The organism is Streptomyces sp. NPDC036815 (genome assembly GCF_055609205.1).
This window is the reverse complement of the sequence record NZ_JBVJPW010000008.1, coordinates 349279-368918: the sequence shown is the minus strand read 5'-3', so window position 1 is coordinate 368918 and position 19640 is coordinate 349279. Positions and strand designations below refer to the sequence as shown.

Annotated in this window: 18 protein-coding genes and 1 pseudogene; 12 read left to right on the top strand and 7 right to left on the bottom strand. The window is 70.8% G+C overall.

What is annotated here, in order from left to right; genetic code table 11:
- The first annotated feature begins 105 nt into the window (after positions 1-105).
- Together ACZ69I_RS19510 and ACZ69I_RS19505 are read left to right on the top strand one after the other, a co-directional pair.
- Positions 106-576, top strand: coding sequence for a pyridoxamine 5'-phosphate oxidase family protein (locus ACZ69I_RS19510; protein ID WP_470833480.1), 471 nt, complete (start codon positions 106-108; stop codon positions 574-576).
- A gap of 181 nt (positions 577-757) precedes the next feature.
- The gene (locus tag ACZ69I_RS19505; RefSeq protein ID WP_470833478.1) at positions 758-4657 is read left to right on the top strand and encodes a GH92 family glycosyl hydrolase; all 3900 of its coding nucleotides are present in this window, start codon (positions 758-760) and stop codon (positions 4655-4657) included.
- Positions 4658-4753: 96 nt separating this feature from the next.
- Here ACZ69I_RS19505 and ACZ69I_RS19500 read toward each other — a convergent pair whose 3' ends face one another.
- A complete protein-coding gene (locus ACZ69I_RS19500; protein WP_470833477.1) occupies positions 4754-5683 on the bottom strand; it encodes an NADP-dependent oxidoreductase in 930 nt (309 codons plus the stop codon).
- A gap of 50 nt (positions 5684-5733) precedes the next feature.
- Between ACZ69I_RS19500 and ACZ69I_RS19495 the strand changes: the two genes are divergently transcribed.
- A complete protein-coding gene (locus ACZ69I_RS19495) occupies positions 5734-6432 on the top strand; it encodes a TetR/AcrR family transcriptional regulator (RefSeq protein ID WP_470833475.1) in 699 nt (232 codons plus the stop codon).
- On the opposite strand, the gene ACZ69I_RS19490 is transcribed toward ACZ69I_RS19495, so the two are convergent.
- The 4 genes from ACZ69I_RS19490 to ACZ69I_RS19475 all read right to left on the bottom strand — a co-directional run bounded on the left by ACZ69I_RS19490 (position 6371) and on the right by ACZ69I_RS19475 (position 11051).
- Positions 6371-7039: a hypothetical protein gene (locus ACZ69I_RS19490; protein ID WP_470833474.1), complete on the bottom strand. Its 669-nt coding sequence runs from the start codon at positions 7037-7039 to the stop codon at positions 6371-6373. The two genes, ACZ69I_RS19495 and ACZ69I_RS19490, sit on opposite strands and share 62 nt — an antisense overlap.
- A 187-nt stretch (positions 7040-7226) precedes the next feature.
- Positions 7227-7838 carry a recombinase family protein gene (locus tag ACZ69I_RS19485; protein ID WP_467680157.1) on the bottom strand — a complete coding sequence of 204 codons (612 nt, stop codon included), beginning with the start codon at positions 7836-7838 and terminating at the stop codon, positions 7227-7229.
- Positions 7839-8034: 196 nt separating this feature from the next.
- A complete protein-coding gene (locus ACZ69I_RS19480) occupies positions 8035-10344 on the bottom strand; it encodes an FtsX-like permease family protein (protein WP_470833472.1) in 2310 nt (769 codons plus the stop codon).
- Positions 10341-11051 (bottom strand): ABC transporter ATP-binding protein, encoded by a 711-nt coding sequence (locus ACZ69I_RS19475; RefSeq protein ID WP_467680153.1) that lies wholly within the window; start codon positions 11049-11051, stop codon positions 10341-10343. The genes ACZ69I_RS19480 and ACZ69I_RS19475 overlap by 4 nt, the downstream gene beginning before the upstream one ends.
- 160 nt (positions 11052-11211) lie before the next feature.
- Here ACZ69I_RS19475 and ACZ69I_RS19470 point away from each other — a divergent pair, with 160 nt between their 5' ends.
- The 4 genes from ACZ69I_RS19470 (at position 11212) to ACZ69I_RS19455 (ending at position 15279) form a co-directional block, all read left to right on the top strand.
- Positions 11212-12030, top strand: coding sequence for a sensor histidine kinase (locus tag ACZ69I_RS19470; RefSeq protein ID WP_467680458.1), 819 nt, complete (start codon positions 11212-11214; stop codon positions 12028-12030).
- Between the two features lie 2 nt (positions 12031-12032).
- Positions 12033-12770 (top strand): response regulator, encoded by a 738-nt coding sequence (locus tag ACZ69I_RS19465; RefSeq protein ID WP_467680456.1) that lies wholly within the window; start codon positions 12033-12035, stop codon positions 12768-12770.
- A 77-nt stretch (positions 12771-12847) separates the two neighbouring features.
- Positions 12848-14152, top strand: a complete 1305-nt coding sequence (locus ACZ69I_RS19460; RefSeq protein ID WP_470833470.1) for a tetratricopeptide repeat protein — start codon at positions 12848-12850, stop codon at positions 14150-14152.
- Positions 14149-15279 (top strand): tetratricopeptide repeat protein, encoded by a 1131-nt coding sequence (locus ACZ69I_RS19455; RefSeq protein WP_470833468.1) that lies wholly within the window; start codon positions 14149-14151, stop codon positions 15277-15279. The genes ACZ69I_RS19460 and ACZ69I_RS19455 overlap by 4 nt, the downstream gene beginning before the upstream one ends.
- A 33-nt stretch (positions 15280-15312) precedes the next feature.
- Here ACZ69I_RS19455 and ACZ69I_RS19450 read toward each other — a convergent pair.
- Positions 15313-15702 (bottom strand): annotated as a pseudogene (locus ACZ69I_RS19450) (ATP-binding protein); the annotation flags it as partial.
- A gap of 126 nt (positions 15703-15828) precedes the next feature.
- Between ACZ69I_RS19450 and ACZ69I_RS19445 the strand changes: the two are divergent.
- The 5 genes from ACZ69I_RS19445 to ACZ69I_RS19425 all read left to right on the top strand — a co-directional run bounded on the left by ACZ69I_RS19445 (position 15829) and on the right by ACZ69I_RS19425 (position 18384).
- Positions 15829-16614 (top strand): helix-turn-helix domain-containing protein, encoded by a 786-nt coding sequence (locus ACZ69I_RS19445; protein ID WP_470833467.1) that lies wholly within the window; start codon positions 15829-15831, stop codon positions 16612-16614.
- On the top strand, positions 16611-16859 hold the full coding sequence (locus ACZ69I_RS19440) for a DUF397 domain-containing protein (protein WP_470833466.1): 249 nt from the start codon (positions 16611-16613) through the stop codon (positions 16857-16859). The genes ACZ69I_RS19445 and ACZ69I_RS19440 overlap by 4 nt, the downstream gene beginning before the upstream one ends.
- A 47-nt stretch (positions 16860-16906) precedes the next feature.
- A complete protein-coding gene (locus tag ACZ69I_RS19435; RefSeq protein WP_470833464.1) occupies positions 16907-17290 on the top strand; it encodes a VOC family protein in 384 nt (127 codons plus the stop codon).
- A gap of 186 nt (positions 17291-17476) precedes the next feature.
- Complete coding sequence (locus ACZ69I_RS19430; protein ID WP_467680141.1) at positions 17477-18040, top strand: hypothetical protein; 564 nt, start codon at positions 17477-17479, stop codon at positions 18038-18040.
- A 23-nt stretch (positions 18041-18063) separates the two neighbouring features.
- A complete protein-coding gene (locus tag ACZ69I_RS19425) occupies positions 18064-18384 on the top strand; it encodes a hypothetical protein (protein WP_470833462.1) in 321 nt (106 codons plus the stop codon).
- A gap of 85 nt (positions 18385-18469) precedes the next feature.
- Here ACZ69I_RS19425 and ACZ69I_RS19420 read toward each other — a convergent pair whose 3' ends face one another.
- Positions 18470-19624, bottom strand: coding sequence for a S1 family peptidase (locus ACZ69I_RS19420; protein WP_470833461.1), 1155 nt, complete (start codon positions 19622-19624; stop codon positions 18470-18472).
- Between the last annotated feature and the right edge of the window lie 16 nt (positions 19625-19640).

Sequence of the window (19640 nt, the reverse complement as noted above, 5' to 3'; positions counted from 1 at the left end):
AGGTGCTGGACCGGTACCTGCACCACCTGCGGACGCCCCCTGCCCAGCCCTCGGAGCAGCCGCAGACAGCCCACAACCTAACGAAGCACTACTAGGGTCTGCCTCATGGAGATCACGGGAACCGTCCGCCGCCCGACGGCGGAGCGTACGCGCGACACGCTGGAGCGGCTCGCCGCCGAGCGGGACGTGTGGGTGTCGACGTCCCATCCGGAGCACGGGCCGCACCAGGTGCCGCTGTGGTTCCTGTGGGACGGGCGAGCGGTATGGATGTGCACCGGGGCCACGTCCGTGACGGCGCGGAACGTCCGCGGGGAGCCGCGCGTACGCCTGTCGCTGCCGGACACCTCCGACGTGGTGCTCGTCAAGGGGGAGGCGGAGTGCTTCCCCGACCAGGAGGTGCCCGAAGCCGCGGCGCGGGCGTTCGCCGACAAGTTCGGGTGGGACCCGCGCGCGGAGGAGGGCCCCTTCCTCTACCTACGCGTGGTCCCGCGGACGGTACGCGCCTGGCGCGGCGAGCCGGAACTCCGCGGCCGGGTCATCATGCGCGAGGGGGCGTGGCTGACCGGGAGTCCGTGAGGACGATCCGCACGGATGCCGCGGGCTGACGCGGCGACTCCAGGGTCACGCGGGCACCCCTCTCCCCTACACCATCCCGCCCCCCGCCAACAGCCTTGACACCGCTCGACACTTGACGCCCTACTAGACCTTGCGCAGCGATCGTGACAACGTTGTCCAACTGGCAAGGAGGGGCTTGAGGATGCCGCACACGGCTCGCAGACCTCGTTTCAGACACCACCGTCCGCCCGGCCCGGGGCCCCGTTCGGCCGTGGCGGCCGGGACACTGGCGCTCGCGCTCGTCGTGGCGGCACAGGGGGCCGCCGCCGCCGGGCCCGGGCAATCCCCGCGCTCCGAGCGGGAGTTCACCTCGTCCTTCGAGAAGGACGACGCGCAGCCCGACTGGCTGAACACCGTCGAGACCGGCCCGGACGGCGAGAAGAAGACCTCGGGCGTCAACGGCGCGTTCAGCTCGGGGCTGCCCGGCAGCGTCAACGACCACGTCACCGAGGTCCGGGCGAGCGGGGAGAACGCCGGCTCCGGCGAGGTGGCGGCGAACCTCGTCGACGGCGAGGCGACCAGCAAATGGCTGACGTTCGCGAAGGACGGCTGGGCCGAGTTCGACCTGGACGAGCCCGCCGAGGTCGTGACGTACGCGCTGACCTCCGCCAACGACCACGCCGAGCGCGACCCGAAGGACTGGACCCTGAAGGGGTCCACCGACGGCAAGGACTGGAAGGTCCTCGACGAGCGCAAGGGCGAGACGTTCGACGGCCGCCACAAGACGAAGAAGTACGACTTCGACAACGCCACGGCCTACGCGCACTACCGCCTCGACGTCACCGCCAACAACGGCGCGGCCGACGCCCTCCAGCTCGCCGACGTGCAGCTCTCGGTGGGCGGCGAGGACGCCCCGGCCCCCGAGGACATGCTGAGCCTGGTGGACCGCGGCCCCAGCGGCTCCCCCACCGCCAAGTCCCGCGCCGGGTTCACCGGAAAGCAGGCGCTGCGCTACGCGGGCAGCCACAAGGCGGACGGCCGCGGCTACTCGTACAACAAGGTCTTCGACGTCGACGTCGAGGTCCGCGAGAACACCGAGCTCGGCTACCGGATCTTTCCCTCGATGGCCGAGGGCGACCGTGACTACGCCGCCACGAACGTCGCCGTGGACCTCGCCTTCACCGACGGCACGTACCTCAGCGACCTCAAGGCCGTCGACCAGCACGGCTTCCCGCTGACCCCGCGGGGCCAGGGCGCGGCCAAGTCGCTCTACGTGAACCAGTGGAACAACGTCGACGCCCGCATCGGGCAGGTCGCGGGCGGCAAGACCGTCGACCGGATCCTGATCGCGTACGACGCGCCCAAGGGCCCGGCGAAGTTCCGCGGCTGGCTCGACGACGTGTCCCTGAAGGAGAAGGCGCCCGCGAAGCCCAAGGCGCACCCCTCCGACTACGCCGACACGACGCGCGGCACCAACTCCAGCGGCGGCTTCTCGCGCGGCAACACCTTCCCGGCCACCGCGGTCCCGCACGGCTTCAACTTCTGGACGCCGGTGACCAACGCGGGCTCGCTGAGCTGGCTGTACGACTACGCGCGCGGCAACAACGACGACAACCTGCCGACGATGCAGGCGTTCAGCGCGAGCCACGAGCCGAGCCCGTGGATGGGCGACCGGCAGACGTTCCAGATGATGCCGTCGGCCGACAAGGACACGCCGAGCGCGTCGCGCACCGAGCGGGCGCTGCCGTTCCGGCACGAGAAGGAGACGGCGCGCCCGCACTACTACGGCGTGACCTTCGAGAACGGCCTGAAGGCCGAGATGGCGCCGACCGACCACGCCGCGATGATGAAGTTCACCTATCCCGGTGACGACGGGAGCGTCATCTTCGACAACGTCTCGGAGAAGGGCGGCCTGACCCTCGACGAGGACAAGGGCGTCGTCTCCGGCTTCTCGGACGTCAAGTCGGGCCTGTCGACGGGCGCGACGCGGCTCTTCGTGTACGGGGTCTTCGACGCGCCCGTCACCGCGGGCGGCAAGCTGGAGGGCGGTGGTGGCGGCGACGTCACCGGCTACCTGCGCTTCGCGCCGGGCAAGGACCGCACCGTCAGCCTCCGCCTGGCGACGTCCCTGATCAGCCTGGACCAGGCGAAGGACAACCTGGCCCAGGAGATCCCGTCCGGCACCTCCTTCGACCGCGTGAGGAATCGCGCGCAGAAGGCGTGGGACGACATCCTCGGCAAGGTGGAGGTCGAGGGCGCGAGCGAGGGCCAGCGCACGTCCCTCTACTCCTCCCTCTACCGGCTGTACCTGTACCCCAACTCGGGCTTCGAGAAGGTGGGTTCGGGCAGTGGCGGCAGGGCGACGTACAAGTACGCGTCCCCGTTCTCGCCGCAGACAGGGCCCGACACCCCGACCCACACCGGGGCGAAGATCGTCGAGGGCAAGCCGTATGTGAACAACGGCTTCTGGGACACCTACCGCACGACGTGGCCCGCCTACTCCCTGCTCACCCCGAAGAAGGCGGGTGAACTGGTCGACGGCTTCGTGCAGCAGTACAAGGACGGCGGCTGGACCTCGCGCTGGTCCTCGCCGGGCTACGCGGATCTGATGACGGGCACGTCGTCGGACGTCGCGTTCGCCGACGCGTACGTCAAGGGCGTGAAGTTCGACGCCGAGGCCGCGTACGACGCGGCGCTGAAGAACGCGACGGTGGTGCCGCCGAGTTCGGGCGTCGGCCGCAAGGGCATGAAGACCTCGCCGTTCCTCGGCTACACGAGCAGCGACACCCACGAGGGCCTGTCGTGGGCGCTGGAGGGCTACCTCAACGACTACGGCATCGCGCGCATGGGCGCGGCCCTCCACAAGAAGACGGGCAAGAAGCGCTACAAGGAGGAGTCGGCGTACTTCCTCAACCGTGCCCGCGACTACGTGAACCTCTTCGACGACAAGGCGGCGGGCGCGGGCACCGCCCCCGGCTTCTTCCAGGGCAAGGACGCCAAGGGGGTCTGGCGGGTGCCTTCGGAGAAGTTCGACCCGCGCGTGTGGGGCTACGACTACACGGAGACCAACGCCTGGGGTTACGCCTTCACCGCCCCGCAGGACTCGCGCGGCCTGGCCAACCTCTACGGCGGCCGGTCCGGTCTGGGCAAGAAGCTGGACACGTACTTCGCGACCCCCGAGACCGGCTCCGCCGAGTTCGCGGGCTCCTACGGAGGCGTCATCCACGAGATGACCGAGGCGCGCGACGTCCGCATGGGCATGTACGGCCACTCCAACCAGGTCGCCCACCACGTCGCGTACATGTACGACGCGGCCGGGCAGCCGTGGAAGACGCAGGAGAAGGTCCGCGAGGTCCTCTCCCGCCTCTACACCGGCAGCGAGATCGGGCAGGGCTACCACGGCGACGAGGACAACGGCGAGCAGTCGGCCTGGTACCTCTTCTCCTCGCTCGGCTTCTACCCCCTGGTCATGGGCAGCGGTGAATACGCCATCGGATCACCGCAGTTCACGAAGATGACCGTGCACCTCGACAACGGCCGCGACCTGGTCGTCAAGGCGCCGAAGAACAGCGCGAAGAACGTGTACGTGCAGGGGCTCAGGGTCAACGGCAAGAAGTGGACCTCGACCGCGCTGCCGCACGAGGTGGTCGCGCGCGGCGGCGTCCTCGAATTCGACATGGGCCCGAAGCCGTCGGCCTGGGGCTCCGGCAGGAACGCCCAGCCCGCGTCGATCACGAAGGACGACGAGGTCCCCTCCCCCAGGAAGGACGCGGTCACGGGCCGGGGCGCCCTGTTCGACGACTCCTCGGCCACCGACGCCGCGGTGGACTCGGCGGTGGAGCTGCCGGTCGGCAAGAGGACCGAGGCGGTGCAGTACACGCTGACGTCGTCCGCCGACAGGGCGAAGGCGCCGCGCGGCTGGGTGCTCCAGGGGTCGAAGGACGGCACGAAGTGGCGGACCCTGGACCGCCGTTCGGGCGAGTCCTTCACCTGGGACCAGCAGACCCGGGTCTTCACGGTCGCCCGCCCGGGGACGTACGGGCACTACCGGCTGGTGCCGGACGGCTCCGCGACGCTGGCGGAGGTGGAGCTGCTCTCCTGACCCGTTCGGTGGTCGCGGCCCGATCGCGACGGATCCCGGTGCCGCGTCGTGCGTCAACGGCGCGGCACCGGGATCTTCTCGTGCTCGTTCGGCCCCCTACGGGACGAGCACGATCTTTCCCCGGGCGTGGCCGGTCTCGCTCAACCGGTGGGCCGCGGCCGCGTCCTCAAGGGGGAAGGCGGCCGCGACCGGCACGGTGAAGCGGCCTTCCCCGGCGAGCGCGGCGGCCACGGCGAGCCCTTCGACCGCCTGCGGATCCGCTCCCGGGCCCGCCGAGCGGGACTGGTGGACCCCGTACGTCGCGGCGTCCCTGTCGGCGATGGTCACCACCCGGTCCGGGCTTCCGGCGAGCTCCACCAGGTCGGGCAGCGAGCCGGATCCGGCGCAGTCCAGGACGGCGTCGACTCCGTCCGGTGCGAGGGCGGCGACCCGCTCGCCCAGCCCCGGGCCGTAGGTGGTCGGCGTCGCCCCGAGGCCCGCCACGAACGCGTGGTTGTGCGCGCCGGCCGTGCCGATGACGGTCGCGCCGCGGGCCACCGCGAGCTGGACGGCGACCGTGCCGACCCCACCGGCCGCGCCCTCGATCAGCACGGTCGTGCCGGTGCCCGCCCGCAGGCGGTCGAGGACCCGCGTGGCGGTCTCGACGTTCCCGGCCGCTCCGCCGGCGTGCTCCCAGCTCAGCGCCTCCGGCTTCGGCGCCCAGGCGGCCAGGACGGCGTACTCGGCGTTCGCGCCGCCGAGCTCCGCGACGTCGACGATGCCGAAGACCTCGTCGCCCGGCCGGACCCCGGCCACCCCCGCGCCGACCTCGTCGACCACACCCGCGGCGTCCATGCCGAGCACGTGCGGCAGCCGCAGCGGCGCCATCTCGCGGAACCCGCCCGAACGGAGGCGGCAGTCGGCGGGCGTGAGGCCCGATGCCCGCACGCCCACCCGTATGCGGCCGGGTCCGGCGTGTGGTTCCGGTACCTCGGTGACTTCCAGGACGCTCGCGGGACCGTACGCGGCGAAGGTCAGTGCTCTCATGCCGTCGGACGCTAACGGAACACCCCGTCCGTTTGGCTAAAGTGAGAGCGGTGACGAAGCCTTTGCCTCACTCCCCGCGCTCCGACGCGCGGGACAACCGGGAGCGGATCCTCGCCGCGGCCCGCACGACGTTCGCCGAGCGGGGCCTCGACGTGGCGATGCGCGAGATCGCACGGACCGCCGAGGTCGGACCCGCCACCCTCTACCGGCACTTTCCGACCAAGGAGGAGCTGGTCACCGAGGCCTTCCGCGAGCAGATGACGGCCTGCACGGCCGTCGTCGACGAGGCGCTGGCCGATCCGGACCCGTGGCGCGGCTTCTGTCTGGTGATCGAGGCGGTGTGCGCAATGCAGGCGCGGGACCGGGGCTTCACCGCGGCGTTCGCCGCGGCCTTCCCGCGCGCGATCGACTTCGCCGCGGACCGCGGGCAGGCCCTGGGCAAGGTCGCCGAACTCGCCCGCAGGGCCAAGGCGGCGGGCAAGCTGCGCCCGGACTTCGTCCCGGACGACCTGGTCATGGTGCTCATGGCCAACAGCGGCATCCGGGCCCCCGCACCGGCCGCCTCGGTGGCCGCCTCACGGCGCTTCGCCGCGCTGCTGATCCAGGGCCTGCGGGCCGAGCCCGACGTCGCGCCGCTGCCCCCGCCGGTCCGGCTGTCGCTGACGGTCGCGCTGTCCGGGACGGGCTCTAGTCGCTCGGCTGGGCGCTCGACGGTTCGCTCGGCGGTGCGGCGGTCAGATAGCGCGTGAGCATGGCCACCAGCTCGTTCTCCAGACGCTCCAGGCCGATCGGGTCGGGTGCGGCGACGAGCTGGTGGACCAGGAGTTCGGCGGTGGAGACGAAGAGCCGGGCGGCCACGTAGGTGTCCTGGACCCGGGCCTCGGGGTGGTTCTCCAGCAACTCCTGTACGTAGGCGACCCGTTCCCGCTCGTGGCGGCCGAGCTTCTCCAGCAGCTCCGGGGCCCGGGGCCCCTGTTCCGCGAAGGCCCGGAGCAGTTGCGGGACTTCGAGACGGCTGCCGATCGAGGTGCGCACGACGCCGCGGACGATCCCTTCGAGGGAGTCGGGCGGCCCTGCGTCCAGAAGGCGCCGCATGGCCTCCGGTTGGTGGTCCCCGCGGCAGTCGCCTGCGAAAATGAGGACGGCGCCCAGCTTCTGGGTCGCGCGGCGCCATCCCGGCGGCAGGGTGAGGCGCAACGGGTGTAGGAACGGGGCGCTCAGGCGGGGCGAATGCACGCTCAGCAGGCCCTTGGACAGACTGACCTGCCACCCCTCGGCCGCGGGTACGGACAGGGTGCTGTTGCGTGGTGCCAGGTGGAGACCGGCGCCGAGCGCGGCGGCGACGAACGTGGTCACGGTGTCGGACCCCGACACTGTCACCTGCTACTGCGGGTCTTGCAGCAGCAGGTGCGGGATCGCTCCCTCGGGGTGGTCGAGGAGGGCGGCCTGAGCGTTCACGGCGGTGGTGATGGGCATGGCCGCATCTTCGCGGAACCGGCGTCCTCCCAAGGTGCTGTTGGCGCCGGGCCACCCGATCGTGCGGTCAGTCGACCGCGTGGAGCTTGGGCCGGGGCGGCGCGGGTGGCGGTTGCTCGTCGAGGATGTAGGGTGCGCGGCGCTCTGCCCGCCGGCGGCCCAGGCGAGCGCGCCCAGCAGGAGGCGCCGGTTGGAGGCGTCCAGGCGCGGCAGGTCGGTTCCCCAGTCGCCGCCCTTGCCCCTGCACGATCAGCTCCCGGATGAACTCCGCGAGCGCGGCGAACACGTGGAAGACCAGGCGGCCTCCCGGGGTGGTGGTGTCGAGCCGCTCGTGCAGCGAGGTGAAGCCGATCCCTCGCGTGCGCAACTCGGCGACCATGTTCACCAGGTCCTGGAGGCTGCGGCCGTAGCGGTCCAGCGACGGGACGACGAGCGTGTCGCCCTCCTGGAGGAAGGCGTGGCACGCCTTCAGTTCGGGTCGCTGCGCGTTCTTGCCGGACTTCTTGTCGGCGAAGATGCGCCGGCACCCGGGCGCCGCGTTCAGGGCGTCGAGTAGCCGATCGAGGTTCTGCCCGCCGGTGGACACCCGCGCGTACCCGATGCGGATCTCGGTTCGGTGGAGAGGGAAGGCGACAAGGAGATCGTCGTCGGCGCCGAGCGCCTCGGTTAGGGTTGTCACGACGCCAGTGAGCCCTCAACAACTCCCTCAAAAACCCCAGCCCTTCAAGAACTCCGCAACACCCTTTGATGAGGAAATCAAGGTCCTGGGCCGATGATGAGGGCAGCCCAGGACTGCGTCACAGGTGCGGTCGGTGGTGATTCACTGGAACCCGGGGCCTCGTCGTGACTGTTTCGAGAGGCCGGCTTCGAGCGCGCTACTCGGTGTGCAGCACCGTCGCGATGGTGGTGCGGGCCGCCGTCCGAGCGGGGATCAGGGCGCCGAGTACGGCGATCGTGACGCCTGCCAGAAGCATCGCGGCCAGTTGGGGTGCGTGCCAGACGTCCTTCATGGCCTGGGGGAAGTCGATCACTCCGACGTGGTCCACGACGAGGCGGTGGGCCGCGATACCGAGGGGGATGCCGAGGAGTGCGCCGACGGCGCCGAGGCCGGCGACCGAGGTCACCGTCATCAGGATCACCTGGCGGGGTGTCATGCCGATGGACTTGAGCATGCCCAGGTCCCTTCGCCGCTCGCGGGTGTTGAGGAGGACGGTGTTGAAGACGCCGAGCGAGGCGACCAGGGTGAGCAGCACGGTGAACACGACGGAGAAGGTGATGACGGTGGTGGTGCCGGCGTTCCCGTCGTCCAGGACGGAGGCGTGCACGGCCGGGTCGAGTCTCCCGGCTGCTTCGGCGTAAGCGCGGGCGTCCGCGCCGGGGGCGAGACGGACGGTGTACTCGGTGGCGCGGGCGTCCGGTGCGAGCCGGGTCAAGGTGTCCCAAGTCGCTTCCAGGGCACGGGCGTTGCCCTCGACGACCTGGCCCACGACAGTTGCGGTGATTTTCTTGCCGTTCAGTTCCAGAGTGGTCTGGTCGCCGATCTTCAGGCCGCGTTGGATGAGGAAGGCCGGTCCTGCCACGATCTCGCCGGCCGCCTTCGGGGCGCGGCCCTTGACGATGGTGTGCTCGTAGAGGGAGTTGTCGCCGCGGTAGAAGTCGGCGAAGACGGGCTGGTTCTGGCCGGTCATGTTCGCCTGGGACAGCGCGCGGGCCCGCACCCCCTGCGCGCCTGGCAGGGCGCTCAGCCGTGCCTCGATCTCCTGGTCGTCGAGGAGGGGCGAGGTCTTGCCTCCGCCGGGCCCGCCGGTGGTGACCTGGATGCGGGCGCCTCCGTCCTCCTTGCCGAGGTCGCCGTAGGCGACCAGGGTGCTGGTCAGGCCGGTGGACAGGGTGACGGTGGTGACGCCGAGGACGATGGCGGCCAGGGTCAGCAGGGTGCGGGCGGGGCGGGCGAAGGGCTGGCCCAGGCCCAGGCTGACCGGGCGTGGTAGGCGGGTGGCGCCGAGCATCCGCTGGATACGCAGTCCACGCCCGGTGCGGGGGGCGCCGCCGGCGCTGATCGCCTGCGCGGCGGGCAGTCGGTGGGCCCGCAGGGCGGGGATCAGTGCGGTGAACAGGACGAGGGCGGGCATGCCCAGCAGGCAGGCCACGGTCGCCCAGGGGCTGACCTCACCGACCGTGGCCCGGCCGACCTCGATGCCGGTGAAGGCGACTTTCATGATCGGTCCGGCCAGTGCAGTGCCGGCCAGGGTGCCCAGCACGGAGCCCACCACAGCCGGTACGGAGAGCATCGTCAGATAGACGGCGACGACCTGGTTGGGGGTGAATCCCAGGGCCTTGAGGACCCCGATGTGCCGGAAGCCGGAGACCACCGCGCCGCTGACCACATTGCCGACGATCAGGACCGAGACGAGCAGGCCGAGGATGCCGAAGAGGGTCATGAAGGGGAGGTAGGAGTCGGCCAGTGCGGAGAACGCCCGCTTGAGGGTCAGGTAGGTCTGCGCGCCTGTGAGCGCTTCCTCGGGCAGTCCCTCGGTGGCCTGCGCCAGCGAGGTGCTCAGCTCGGCCTCGGTCGAGGAGTGGGTGAAGCGGTAGAGCATCTGGGCGGAGGTGGGATGCAGTTGGGTCATCTGCGCGGGTGAGACCCAGGCACTCGCCGACTTGCTCATGCTGGTGGCGAAGCCGACGACGGTGAGCGTCGCTCCGCCAGGTGTCTTCAGCTTCGTACCGAGGAATTCGGTGCCGGGAGAGCCCTGTGCGGACCAGTTGACGACGATCTCACCCGTGCCGGTGGCCCACCGGCCCTCCAGCAGGTCGATCCGGTCCACGGGACCCACCGGGTCGGCCCGGCCCACGACGCTGAGGGTGCCGCCCGCCATCCACAGCCAGTCCTTGGGGATGTCGACGATGGCTTGTCCGAACGGGCCCGCGGCGGCTTCCACGCCGGGCTGATTCGCGGTACGGGCCAGTTGTTCCGGGGATGCCTTCGTGGTGTCGAAGGAAGCGGCCGCGTGCGCGCCGCGCTGCTCGGCGTACGCCTTGTCGAAGGGGCTGGACACGGCAGTCAGCAGGGTGAGCGCGAGCAGGACGGTCGTGGTGGAGCAGAACACCACGAGACCGATCACGAAGGTCTGGACCCGGCGGCGCTTCACTGCGGCGCGCGAGGCTCTCCACACGGCCCTCATGCCGAAACCTCCAGCGTGCGCTCACGGGCGACCTGACCGTCGGCGACCTCCACCAGCCGGCTGGCGCAGCGGGTGGCCAGCTGCGGGTCGTGGGTGACGATCAGCAGGGTCTGGCCGATCTGGTTGAGGTCGATCAGCAGATCCATCACCTGCTCGCCCGACCGGCTGTCCAGAGCGCCGGTCGGCTCGTCCGCGAGGAGCAGGGCAGGGCGGTTCATCAACGCCCGTGCCACGGCGACGCGTTGGCGCTCGCCGCCGCTGAGCGTCGCCGGGTAGTTGTTGCGCCGCTTGGCGACACCCAGTTCGTCCAGCAGCTCCAGGGCCCGGCGGCGCGCCTGCCTGGCCGGGGTGCCGGTCAGCTGCGCGGCCAGTGCCACGTTGTCCAGGACGGGCAGGTCGTCGATGAGGTTGAAGAACTGGAAGATCATGCCGACGTGGCGGCGCCGGAACAGCGCCAGGCCCGTTTCGTTCAGCTTGCCCAAGTCGTGTCCCTGGACCTCGACCGTGCCCGAGGTCGGCCGGTCCAGACCGGCCACCATGTTGAGCAGGGTGGACTTGCCGCAGCCGGAAGGCCCCATCACCGCGACCGCGTCACCCGCCTTGATCTCCAGCGAGAGACCGTCCAGGGCTTTCGCGTCGCCGAACTCCTTGTGCACGCCGTCCAGCCGTACCACTGTCTGCCGGGCTTCATCGTGATCGTTTCTCATGCCCCGAAACCTAGGCCGGGCCGCGATCGCTGATCGTCGCCCCCCGGATGTATCCGCGGGCGCGGGTCATCCTGGGGATGTACGAGCCGTGTCCGGCAGGCCGATGTCAGCCGCGGCGCACACCTGCGAAGATGATCACGTGGGGGAACCTTTGACGACAGTGCTGATCATCGCCCTGGCCGCGGCAGTCGGTGCCGCCGGGTGGCTGGCCGTGGCCGCAGTGGGGGCGCGACGCCGGTACCGCAAGGCCATCGAGGAGCGCGGCTGGCTGCTGGAACGCGAGCGCGAGAGCGCGACACGGGCCGCAGTCGGTGCCGAACGGGCTCGGATCGCCGCGGAGTTGCACGACATCGTCAGCCACAACGTGAGCGTCATGGTGGTCCAGGCCGGAGCCGCCCGAGAGGTGCTGAGCACGCTTCCCGAGGAAGCCGCTGCCGCGATGGGCGCCGTGGAAACCGCCGGCCGCAACACCATGACCGAACTGCGGCACCTGCTCGGCCTGCTCGCCCCCGCCCAGGACGGTGAGGACGAGCCCTACGACGTGGACCTGTCGCCGCAGCCCAGCCTGAGCAGGCTCACCCCACTCATCGACAAAATTGCCTTCGCCGGGCTGCCCGTCGAAATACGGATCTCCGGCGAGCCGCGCCCGCTGCCGACCGGGATCGACGTCACCGCCTATCGGATCATCCAGGAAGCCCTGACCAACGCGCTCAAACACGGAGACGGGACGAAAGCCGAAGTAACGGTGCGCTACGCCGACAACCACCTGCGCGTCGAAGTCCTCAACAGCGGACCGAGCGTCCTGTCAGGCACGGCACCCGCCTCCACCGGACGGGTCCGAGAACAGGCGGACGGCACCGGACGCGGACTGCTCGGCTTGCACGAACGCGTCTGCGTCTACGGCGGCGACCTCGACGCCCGTCGCCGTCTCGGCGGCGGTTACCGCGTACGCGCCCGCATCCCCCTGGACCGCCCGTGACCATGCCCATCGAGCCCACTGCCGCCGCCCCGCGCGTCGTGATCGCTGACGACCAAGAACTGCTGCGCACCGGCTTCCGAATGATCCTCACCGCCCGCGGCATCGACGTCGTGGGCGAAGCGTCCGACGGCGTCCAGGCCGTAGCCGCCGTGCGGGAACTACGGCCCGACGTGGTGTTGATGGACATCCGTATGCCGCGTATGGACGGCCTGGAAGCCACCCGCCGCATCCTCGCCCAGGCCCCGGACTGCCGGGTGATCATGCTGACCACCTTCGATCTCGACAAGTACGTGTACGCCGCCCTCGCCGCCGGAGCCAGCGGCTTCCTCCTCAAGGACGTCACCCCCGCGCACCTGGCCGCCGCCGTACGCCTGGTCGACACCGGCGACGCCCTTCTCGCGCCCGCGATCACCCGCCGCCTCGTGGAGCGCTTCGCCTCTGACGTACCGACGTCGGGCGCGGGCCCGGGCCGGGCAGCCGCTGCCCCGGCCGTCCATCGGGACCTGACCACACTGACGCCACGCGAGCGGGAGGTGCTGACCCTCATGGGCCAGGGCCTGTCCAACACCGAACTCGCCCAGCAGCTCACACTCAGCGAGGCGACCGTGAAAACCCACGTCGCCCGAATCTTCTCCAAGCTGACCCTGCGCGACCGCGCCCAGGCCGTCGTCCTCGCCTACGAAACCGGACTCGTCACAGCAGGCGGCCCCGACAACGCACCACCCTCGGCCAACCCTTGATGTCCCGTCCCACAGACCCCTCCCACCTCCCGAAACGCCCCTCGAACACCGCCCGTACACCCCCGTATCCTCATCCCATGCCCGAGCACTCCCCCTTGATCCAGAGCCTGCGCGCAGCCGTCGCGGGCGCGCCCGACGACGTGCCGCTGCGGCTGCACCTCGCGGAGCTGCTCATCGCGGGCGGGCACCAGGACGAAGCGGTCGCCGAGGCCGCCGTCGCCCTGCAGCACGCGCCGGGCGACCCGCAGGCCAGGGAGTTGATGGTGCGCGCCATGGGCGCACCGCGAGCACCGCAGGCCCCTCCGGAGTCCCAGGCACCCCAGGCACCCCAGGCACCTCCGGAGTCACCGGCACCCCGGACGCCTCCCGCCGGATTCAACTGGCAGGCCGCCGAGGACCAGGTCGGCGACGTCGTCCCGCCCCGCTTCGTCGAGACCCCTCGCGGCCCCGAGGCCCCGCACGCCGCCGACGGCGACGACGGCCCCGCCCACGCCCCCGCCTGGGAAGTGAACGCCCCCAACGGGCTGCGGCTCGCCGACGTCGGCGGGATGCGGGACGTCAAGGACCGCCTGGAAGCCGCCTTCCTCGCTCCCCTCCGCAACCCCGAACTCCGCAAGCTGTACGGCAAGAGCCTGCGCGGCGGGCTCCTGCTCTACGGGCCGCCCGGCTGCGGCAAGACCTTCATCGCCCGCGCCGTCGCGGGCGAGCTCGGCGCCAACTTCCTGTCCATCTCCATCAACGACGTGCTCGACATGTGGATGGGCAACTCCGAGCGCAACATGCACGAGGTCTTCGCGACGGCCCGCCGCCAGGCCCCCTGCGTCCTCTTCCTAGACGAGCTCGACGCCCTCGGCGCCAAACGCAGCCGCACCGCGCACAGCGGCATGCGCAACACCGTCAACCAGCTCCTCACCGAGCTCGACGGCATCGACGCCGACGCCAACGAGGGCGTGTTCGTGCTGGCCGCCACCAACGTCCCCTGGGACGTGGACAACGCCCTGCGCCGCCCCGGCCGCCTCGACCGCACCCTCCTCGTCCTGCCGCCCGACGCCCCCGCCCGCGAGGCCATCCTCCGCTACCACCTGCGCGAGCGCCCCGTCGCCGGCATCGACCTGCGCAAGCTCGCCAAGGCCACCGACGGCCTGTCCGGCGCCGACCTCGCCCACCTCTGCGAGGCCGCCGCCGAGCGCGCCCTGCTCGACTCCGCGCGCACCGGCACCGTCCGCATGATCGGCATGACGGACCTGATGGACGCGGCCGCCACGATCCCGCCCTCCAGCGACCCGTGGTTCGCCTCCGCCCGCAACGTGGCGATGTTCGCCAACGACGGCGGCATGTACGACGACCTGGTCACCTACCTCAAGAAGAAGCGGAAACTGTGAGCACCGGCACTGTGCACCCCGCCGTGGAGCGGGCCGATGGGCTCATCCAGCTCAAGCGGTACGACGAGGCCGAGGCCCTGCTCGGGCAGCGCCTCGCCGAGGACCCCGACGACATCCGCGCCTGGGCCAAGCTGGCGCTCTGTCACGTACGGGCCGATCAGCACGAGAAGGCCCTCGAAGCGACGGACCGGGCCCTCGCGCTCGACCCCGAGGACGTCGGCGGCCTCATGATGCGCGCCCACGCCCTGCGCGGCCTCGGCGGCACCCGCTGGCAGGAGTCCGAGGGCGTGCTCCGCGAGGCGATCCGCCTCGCCCCCGAGTACTGGTACGCGTACGCCTTCCTCGCCGACGTCGTCTGGCGCATCCGCCTGGTCCGCATCGGCCGGGCGGGCGGCGGCACGATCACCGCGGCGCAGCTGGAAGCCCCCCTGCGCGAGGCGGGCGACCTCGCCATGGAGGCGCTGCGCCTCGGCCCCGAAGAGGTCTACGCGCACGAAGTCGCCTGGCAGATAGCCGACCTGGCCAGCAACAGCACGGTCGCCGACCAGTTGGACCACGCCATCCTGCGCCTCGACCCCAGCCATCCCTACGCGCTCGCCCGCCAGACCCGCAAGGCGGCCGCCGCGCCCGGCGTCAAGGCCACCGAGGCCGCCACCCTGTACGCCGACGCGCTGGCCGCCGCCCCGGACTCCCGGGAGATGCGGCAGGGCCTCGACGACGCCTCGTACCGCATGCTGCGCGGCATCCGCTGGCTCGCCCTGCTCTGCCTAGCCCTCACCGCAGCGGGCCTCGACGTCTTCGTCACCGAGGGCGAGACCCCGCGCGACCTCCCCGTCCCACTCGGCCAACGGCTCTGGTTCCTCGTGCCGATGGCCGCGATCTGGGCCGTGGGCGCCCTGCTCCGGTACCGCCGCCTGCGCGCGGGCATCCGGATCAACCTGCGCTCCGTGATCCACCGCCGCAAGTGGCCCCGTATCGTCCTCGCCCAGGCCGCCTGGGCCATGCTCTGCGCGCTGCTCCTCGCGGAGGTCCCGTGGTCCGAACGGACCGTGCCCCAGGCGCTGTTCTGGGCGGGCCTCGTCCCGACCCTCGCCACGATCTGGTTCGACCGCAAAAAGAAGGCGTGACGCGAGCAGGGGTGACGCGAGGGCGAACTCGCACCACACCGTCTTGCCGGGCAGCCGCTCCGCGACCCCCCACTTGTCGGACAGGGCCGCCACGAGCAGCAGCCCGCGCCCCGACTCGTCGTCCTCGCGCTCTTCGAGGTCGAGCCTCGGCCATCCGTCACCACTGTCGTGCACCGCGACCCGCAGTACGTCGGCCTCGTGGCCCAGATACAGCCGGAAACCCCGCCCCGGCGGCACGCCGTGCAGCAGTGCGTTGGTCGCCAGCTCGCTCACGCAGAGCGTGATGTCGTCCGCGCGCTCGCCCTCGATGCCCCAGTCCACCAGGGCGGCGGCGGTGAAGGCGCGGGCCGCGGGGACCGACCGGCGTTCGCGCCGGTAGAAACTTTCTCGGTTCACGTGACGAGAGTCACTCTCCGTGCCCATGATGAAGCAGTACGTGAACCCGTACGGCTGAGCTGTACGGGTTCGCTGTGTGAAGGCACGGCCTGGGGTGGGGAGTTGCACCGTATGAGCAGCCCAAAACGACGATCACGCAGGAACGCGTCCGCGATGCGGATGGTGGGCGCGCTGCTTGCGGTCCACCGGGAGGCGGCCGGGTACACGCAGCGGTCCCTGGCCCAGCAGTTCCTCATCAGCGAGGAGCTGATCGCCTCCGTCGAGCAGGGGCGGCGGCCGTTGAAGATGGACATGGCGGTACAGCTGGACGACTTCCTCGGCACGACGCGGACGCTGCAGACGGCGGTCGAGAACATGCCGGAGGTGGACCTGATTCCACGGTGGGCGGAGGAGTACCTGGACTGTGAGCGGGAGGCTATTGCGATCTCCGTGTACGACAGTTTGGCCGTACCCGGACAGTTGCAGACAGAGGAGTACGCGCGGGCAGTGTTCCGCAGTCGCGTCCCGGTCTACGACGAGGATGAGATCGAGCAACACGTTGCAAGCCGCATGGAGCGCCAGACGATCTTGCACCGCAAGGTACCGCCGACAACCAGCTTCGTGATCTGGGAAGCGCCCCTGCGGGACCGGCTCGGTGGCGCAGTGGTGTTCGTCGAACAGGTCCGTCGCCTACGCGAGTACGCCGAACTCCCCGGCCTGGCTCTCCAGATCCTCCCACTCGGACGCAGCACACACGCGGGACTTGGCGGGTCCTTTGTCCTGCTAGAGACCCCTGAGCATCAGCGGCTTGCCTACACCGAGACCCAACGCGGTAGCCAGCTGATCGCGGATCCCGACGAGGTAGCGATCCTGACCCAGAAGTATGCGATGCTGCGAACACAGGCCCTCAACGCGGAGGATTCCAGGGACCTGTTGGACCGTCTGCTAGGAGAGCAATGAGCGGCAGCACCGCGCTTGAGTGGTTCAAGTCCAGCTACAGCGGCAGCGAAGGCGGGCAGTGCCTCGAAGTCGCCTACAACTGGCGGAAGTCGAGCTACAGCGGCGACGAGGGGGGCCAGTGCCTCGAAATCGCCGCTCACCCCACCGCCATCCACATCCGCGACTCCAAGAACCCCGACGGCCCGCACTTCACCGTCGCCCCGGACGCCTGGATCGCCTTTCTCTCCCTCCCCCAGGCCCCCTGATCCGCGCCTCACCGGCAACTCCCGTACCGCGTACGTACACTGCCGCCATGGCATGCCGCATCAGTGAGCTCGTCCTCGACTGCGCCGACCCCGAGCGGCTCGCCGCGTTCTGGTGTGACGTACTCGGTTACGTGGAACTCGGCCGCGAGGACGACGGAAGCATCGAGATCGGGCCGCCCGGCGTGGGCTTCGGCGGACCGCAGCCCACGCTCGTCCTCAGTCCGAGCAGCGCCCCCCGGACCGGGAAGCTGCCGCTGCACATCGACGTCAACGCCACCGACCGCGACCAGGACGCCGAGTTGGAGCGGCTGCTCGCGCTCGGGGCCGAGCACGCGGACGTCGGCCAGACCGGCGAGGAGAACTGGCACGTTCTGGTCGATCCCGGAGGCAATGAGTTCTGCCTCCTGCGGCGCCGGCTCCAGCCCCTCTGAGCCGTCACACCCCTCACTCAGGCGTGAAAAGTAGTCAGACGGCTTGAGACCGCCCTCGGTTGCTTCCGCACAGCGTGATGATCGACATGCCGTGACACCGACTGATCGTCGCCTGATCAGGCAAGGATGACCTTGTCCCTGACCACGGGGTTCTGCATGCTGTCAGCCAAAACGAGGGTTCATCACATGGAAAAGTCTGCGCGTCGCATCTGCTACGGCGTCGGGGTGTCCGCTTCCCTTCTCGGGAGCCTCCTCTTCGCCACCTCCGCGGGGGCGGTGGAGCCGGGGCACGGCGGCGGGGAGAGCGTGCGCGGCGAGGGCCGTTCGGCGCAGACGGTGATCACGGAGATCGCCGCGCCCACGGCCGCGCGTCCGCCCATGAAGCGGGACGTGAAGCAGGCCTACTGCAAGGTCACGGCCGACACCCCGCACTGGTCGAAGGGCGCGAAGAGCGTCATCTACAAGACGCGGGTGCAGTGCTTCGGCAACATTCCCACGGTCCGGGTGAAGGTGACCGGGAAGCTGAAGTACTACTCGGGCCAGTTCGAGCAGACCGCGGCGACGTCCTCGGAGACGCGCAAGATGGGCACGCTCGGCAACACGGCCACGTTCTACACTCCGGTGACGAACGGCAAGAAGGTCAAGTACTCGGCGAACTTCTGGGGCCACTCGACCGCCCAGATCGTCTCCCCGTACAAGGGGACGAGCGCGAAGGCCGACAGCAAGCAGCGCTACGTGAAGGCGCCGTGACCGCAGCGGAAGAGGGTGCGCGCGTGGACGCGTGGGAAGTGCACGTCGAGCTGCTGCTGACCACTCCCGCCCCGGACGGGGCGGAGTTGTGCGACCAGCTCATGGACATCATGGACGGGGCCCACGAGTTCGCCGCGACGGCCACGACCCCGAGCCGCGGCCCGGCCGGTGCGGCCGCGTCGGCCGGTGGCGCCTTCCAGATCGAGTCGCGCACCCCGGGCGAGGCCGTGGACCTCGCCGTCACCAAGACGCGCAGGGCGCTGGACGAGGCGGGCTTCGGCACGCGCGGGGTGGCGGAGGTGAAGCTGCTTCCGGGCGGGGTCGACCCTCGGACGCTGCTGTAACCGGAAGGGCAGGGGTTCCCGGCCGGTCGCCGGGCGCCCCTGTCCCCCCGTATCCCGTCGGACGGAGTTGGACGGACGAGCGGAATCAGGCGGTGTGCAGGGTCAGCCCGTACCGCTGGAGGATCTCGTTCACCGGCTGGAACCACGTCTCGCCACCGCTGCCGCAGTTGCCCCAGCCGCCCGACGTCACGCCCTGGGCCTGGTCGCCGCTGATGAACGAGCCGCCCGAGTCACCGCCCTCGGCGCAGACGCTGGTCTTGGTGAGCTGGTGGACGACGGTGCCGTCCGAGTAGTTGACCGTCTCGTTCTTGGCGAGCAGGTTGCCGCAGTGCCACTTCGTGGTGGAACCGGAGCGGCAGATCGACGAGCCGACCGGCGCCTCCGCCGAGCCGCGCACCAGCCGGTCGGGGATGGTGCCCCAGCCGAGCACGACCGGCACGGTCCACCAGCCGTTGCCGACGGACACCCACGCGTAGTCGTTGTCGGGGAACGAAGAGCCCTGGAACGAACCGATGGTGGAGCCGTCCCAGCCGCGCACGCCCGCGCCCGCCCGGCCGCAGTGCCCGGCCGTGACGAAGCCGCCGTGCACCGAGAAGCCGATGGAGCAGCGGACGTTGCCCGTGTAGTACGGGTCGCCGCCGACCGTCCCCGCCGCGAAGGTGCTCGGGCCCTCGGGGACCGTGCCCACCCGCACCGGCGCGGCTTCGCGGGCGCGGCGCAGGAAGGCCGTGACATCGTTGTCGGCGCGGTGGCCTTCGACGACGTCCACGACGACGCGGTTGGCCTGTACGTCGACGCGCCAACTGGCTACACCCGAGGGCGCCTTGAGCTTGTCGACGCGCGCCTTCGCCGCGTCGAGGCCCGCGGCGCTGTGTTCCACGAACCGCACGTCGGCACCGGCCGCACGGACGTCCGCGGCCGCGCCCCGCTCGGTCACGGCGACGGTGAGCCGCCCGCGCCCGGCGTCGAACCACGACCCGCCGTAGGCCGCACCGGCCGCCTTCTTCGCCGTGCGCTCGGTCCTGACGGCCCGCTTCTCGTCGGCGAGCCGCTCGCGGGCGGCGGCGGGGCCGAGGCCCATGTCGCGCTGCATGGCCTTCAACAGACCGTCGGAGGCGGGGGCCCGGGTGGTGCCCCCACTGTCGGCGGCGGCGGTGACGGGGGTGAGGCCGGTGCCGACACAGGCGGCCGTCAGGAGTACGGCGGACAGACCGAGGCGGGTGCTGGACTTGCGTCTCACAGGGGGTCCTCTCGTC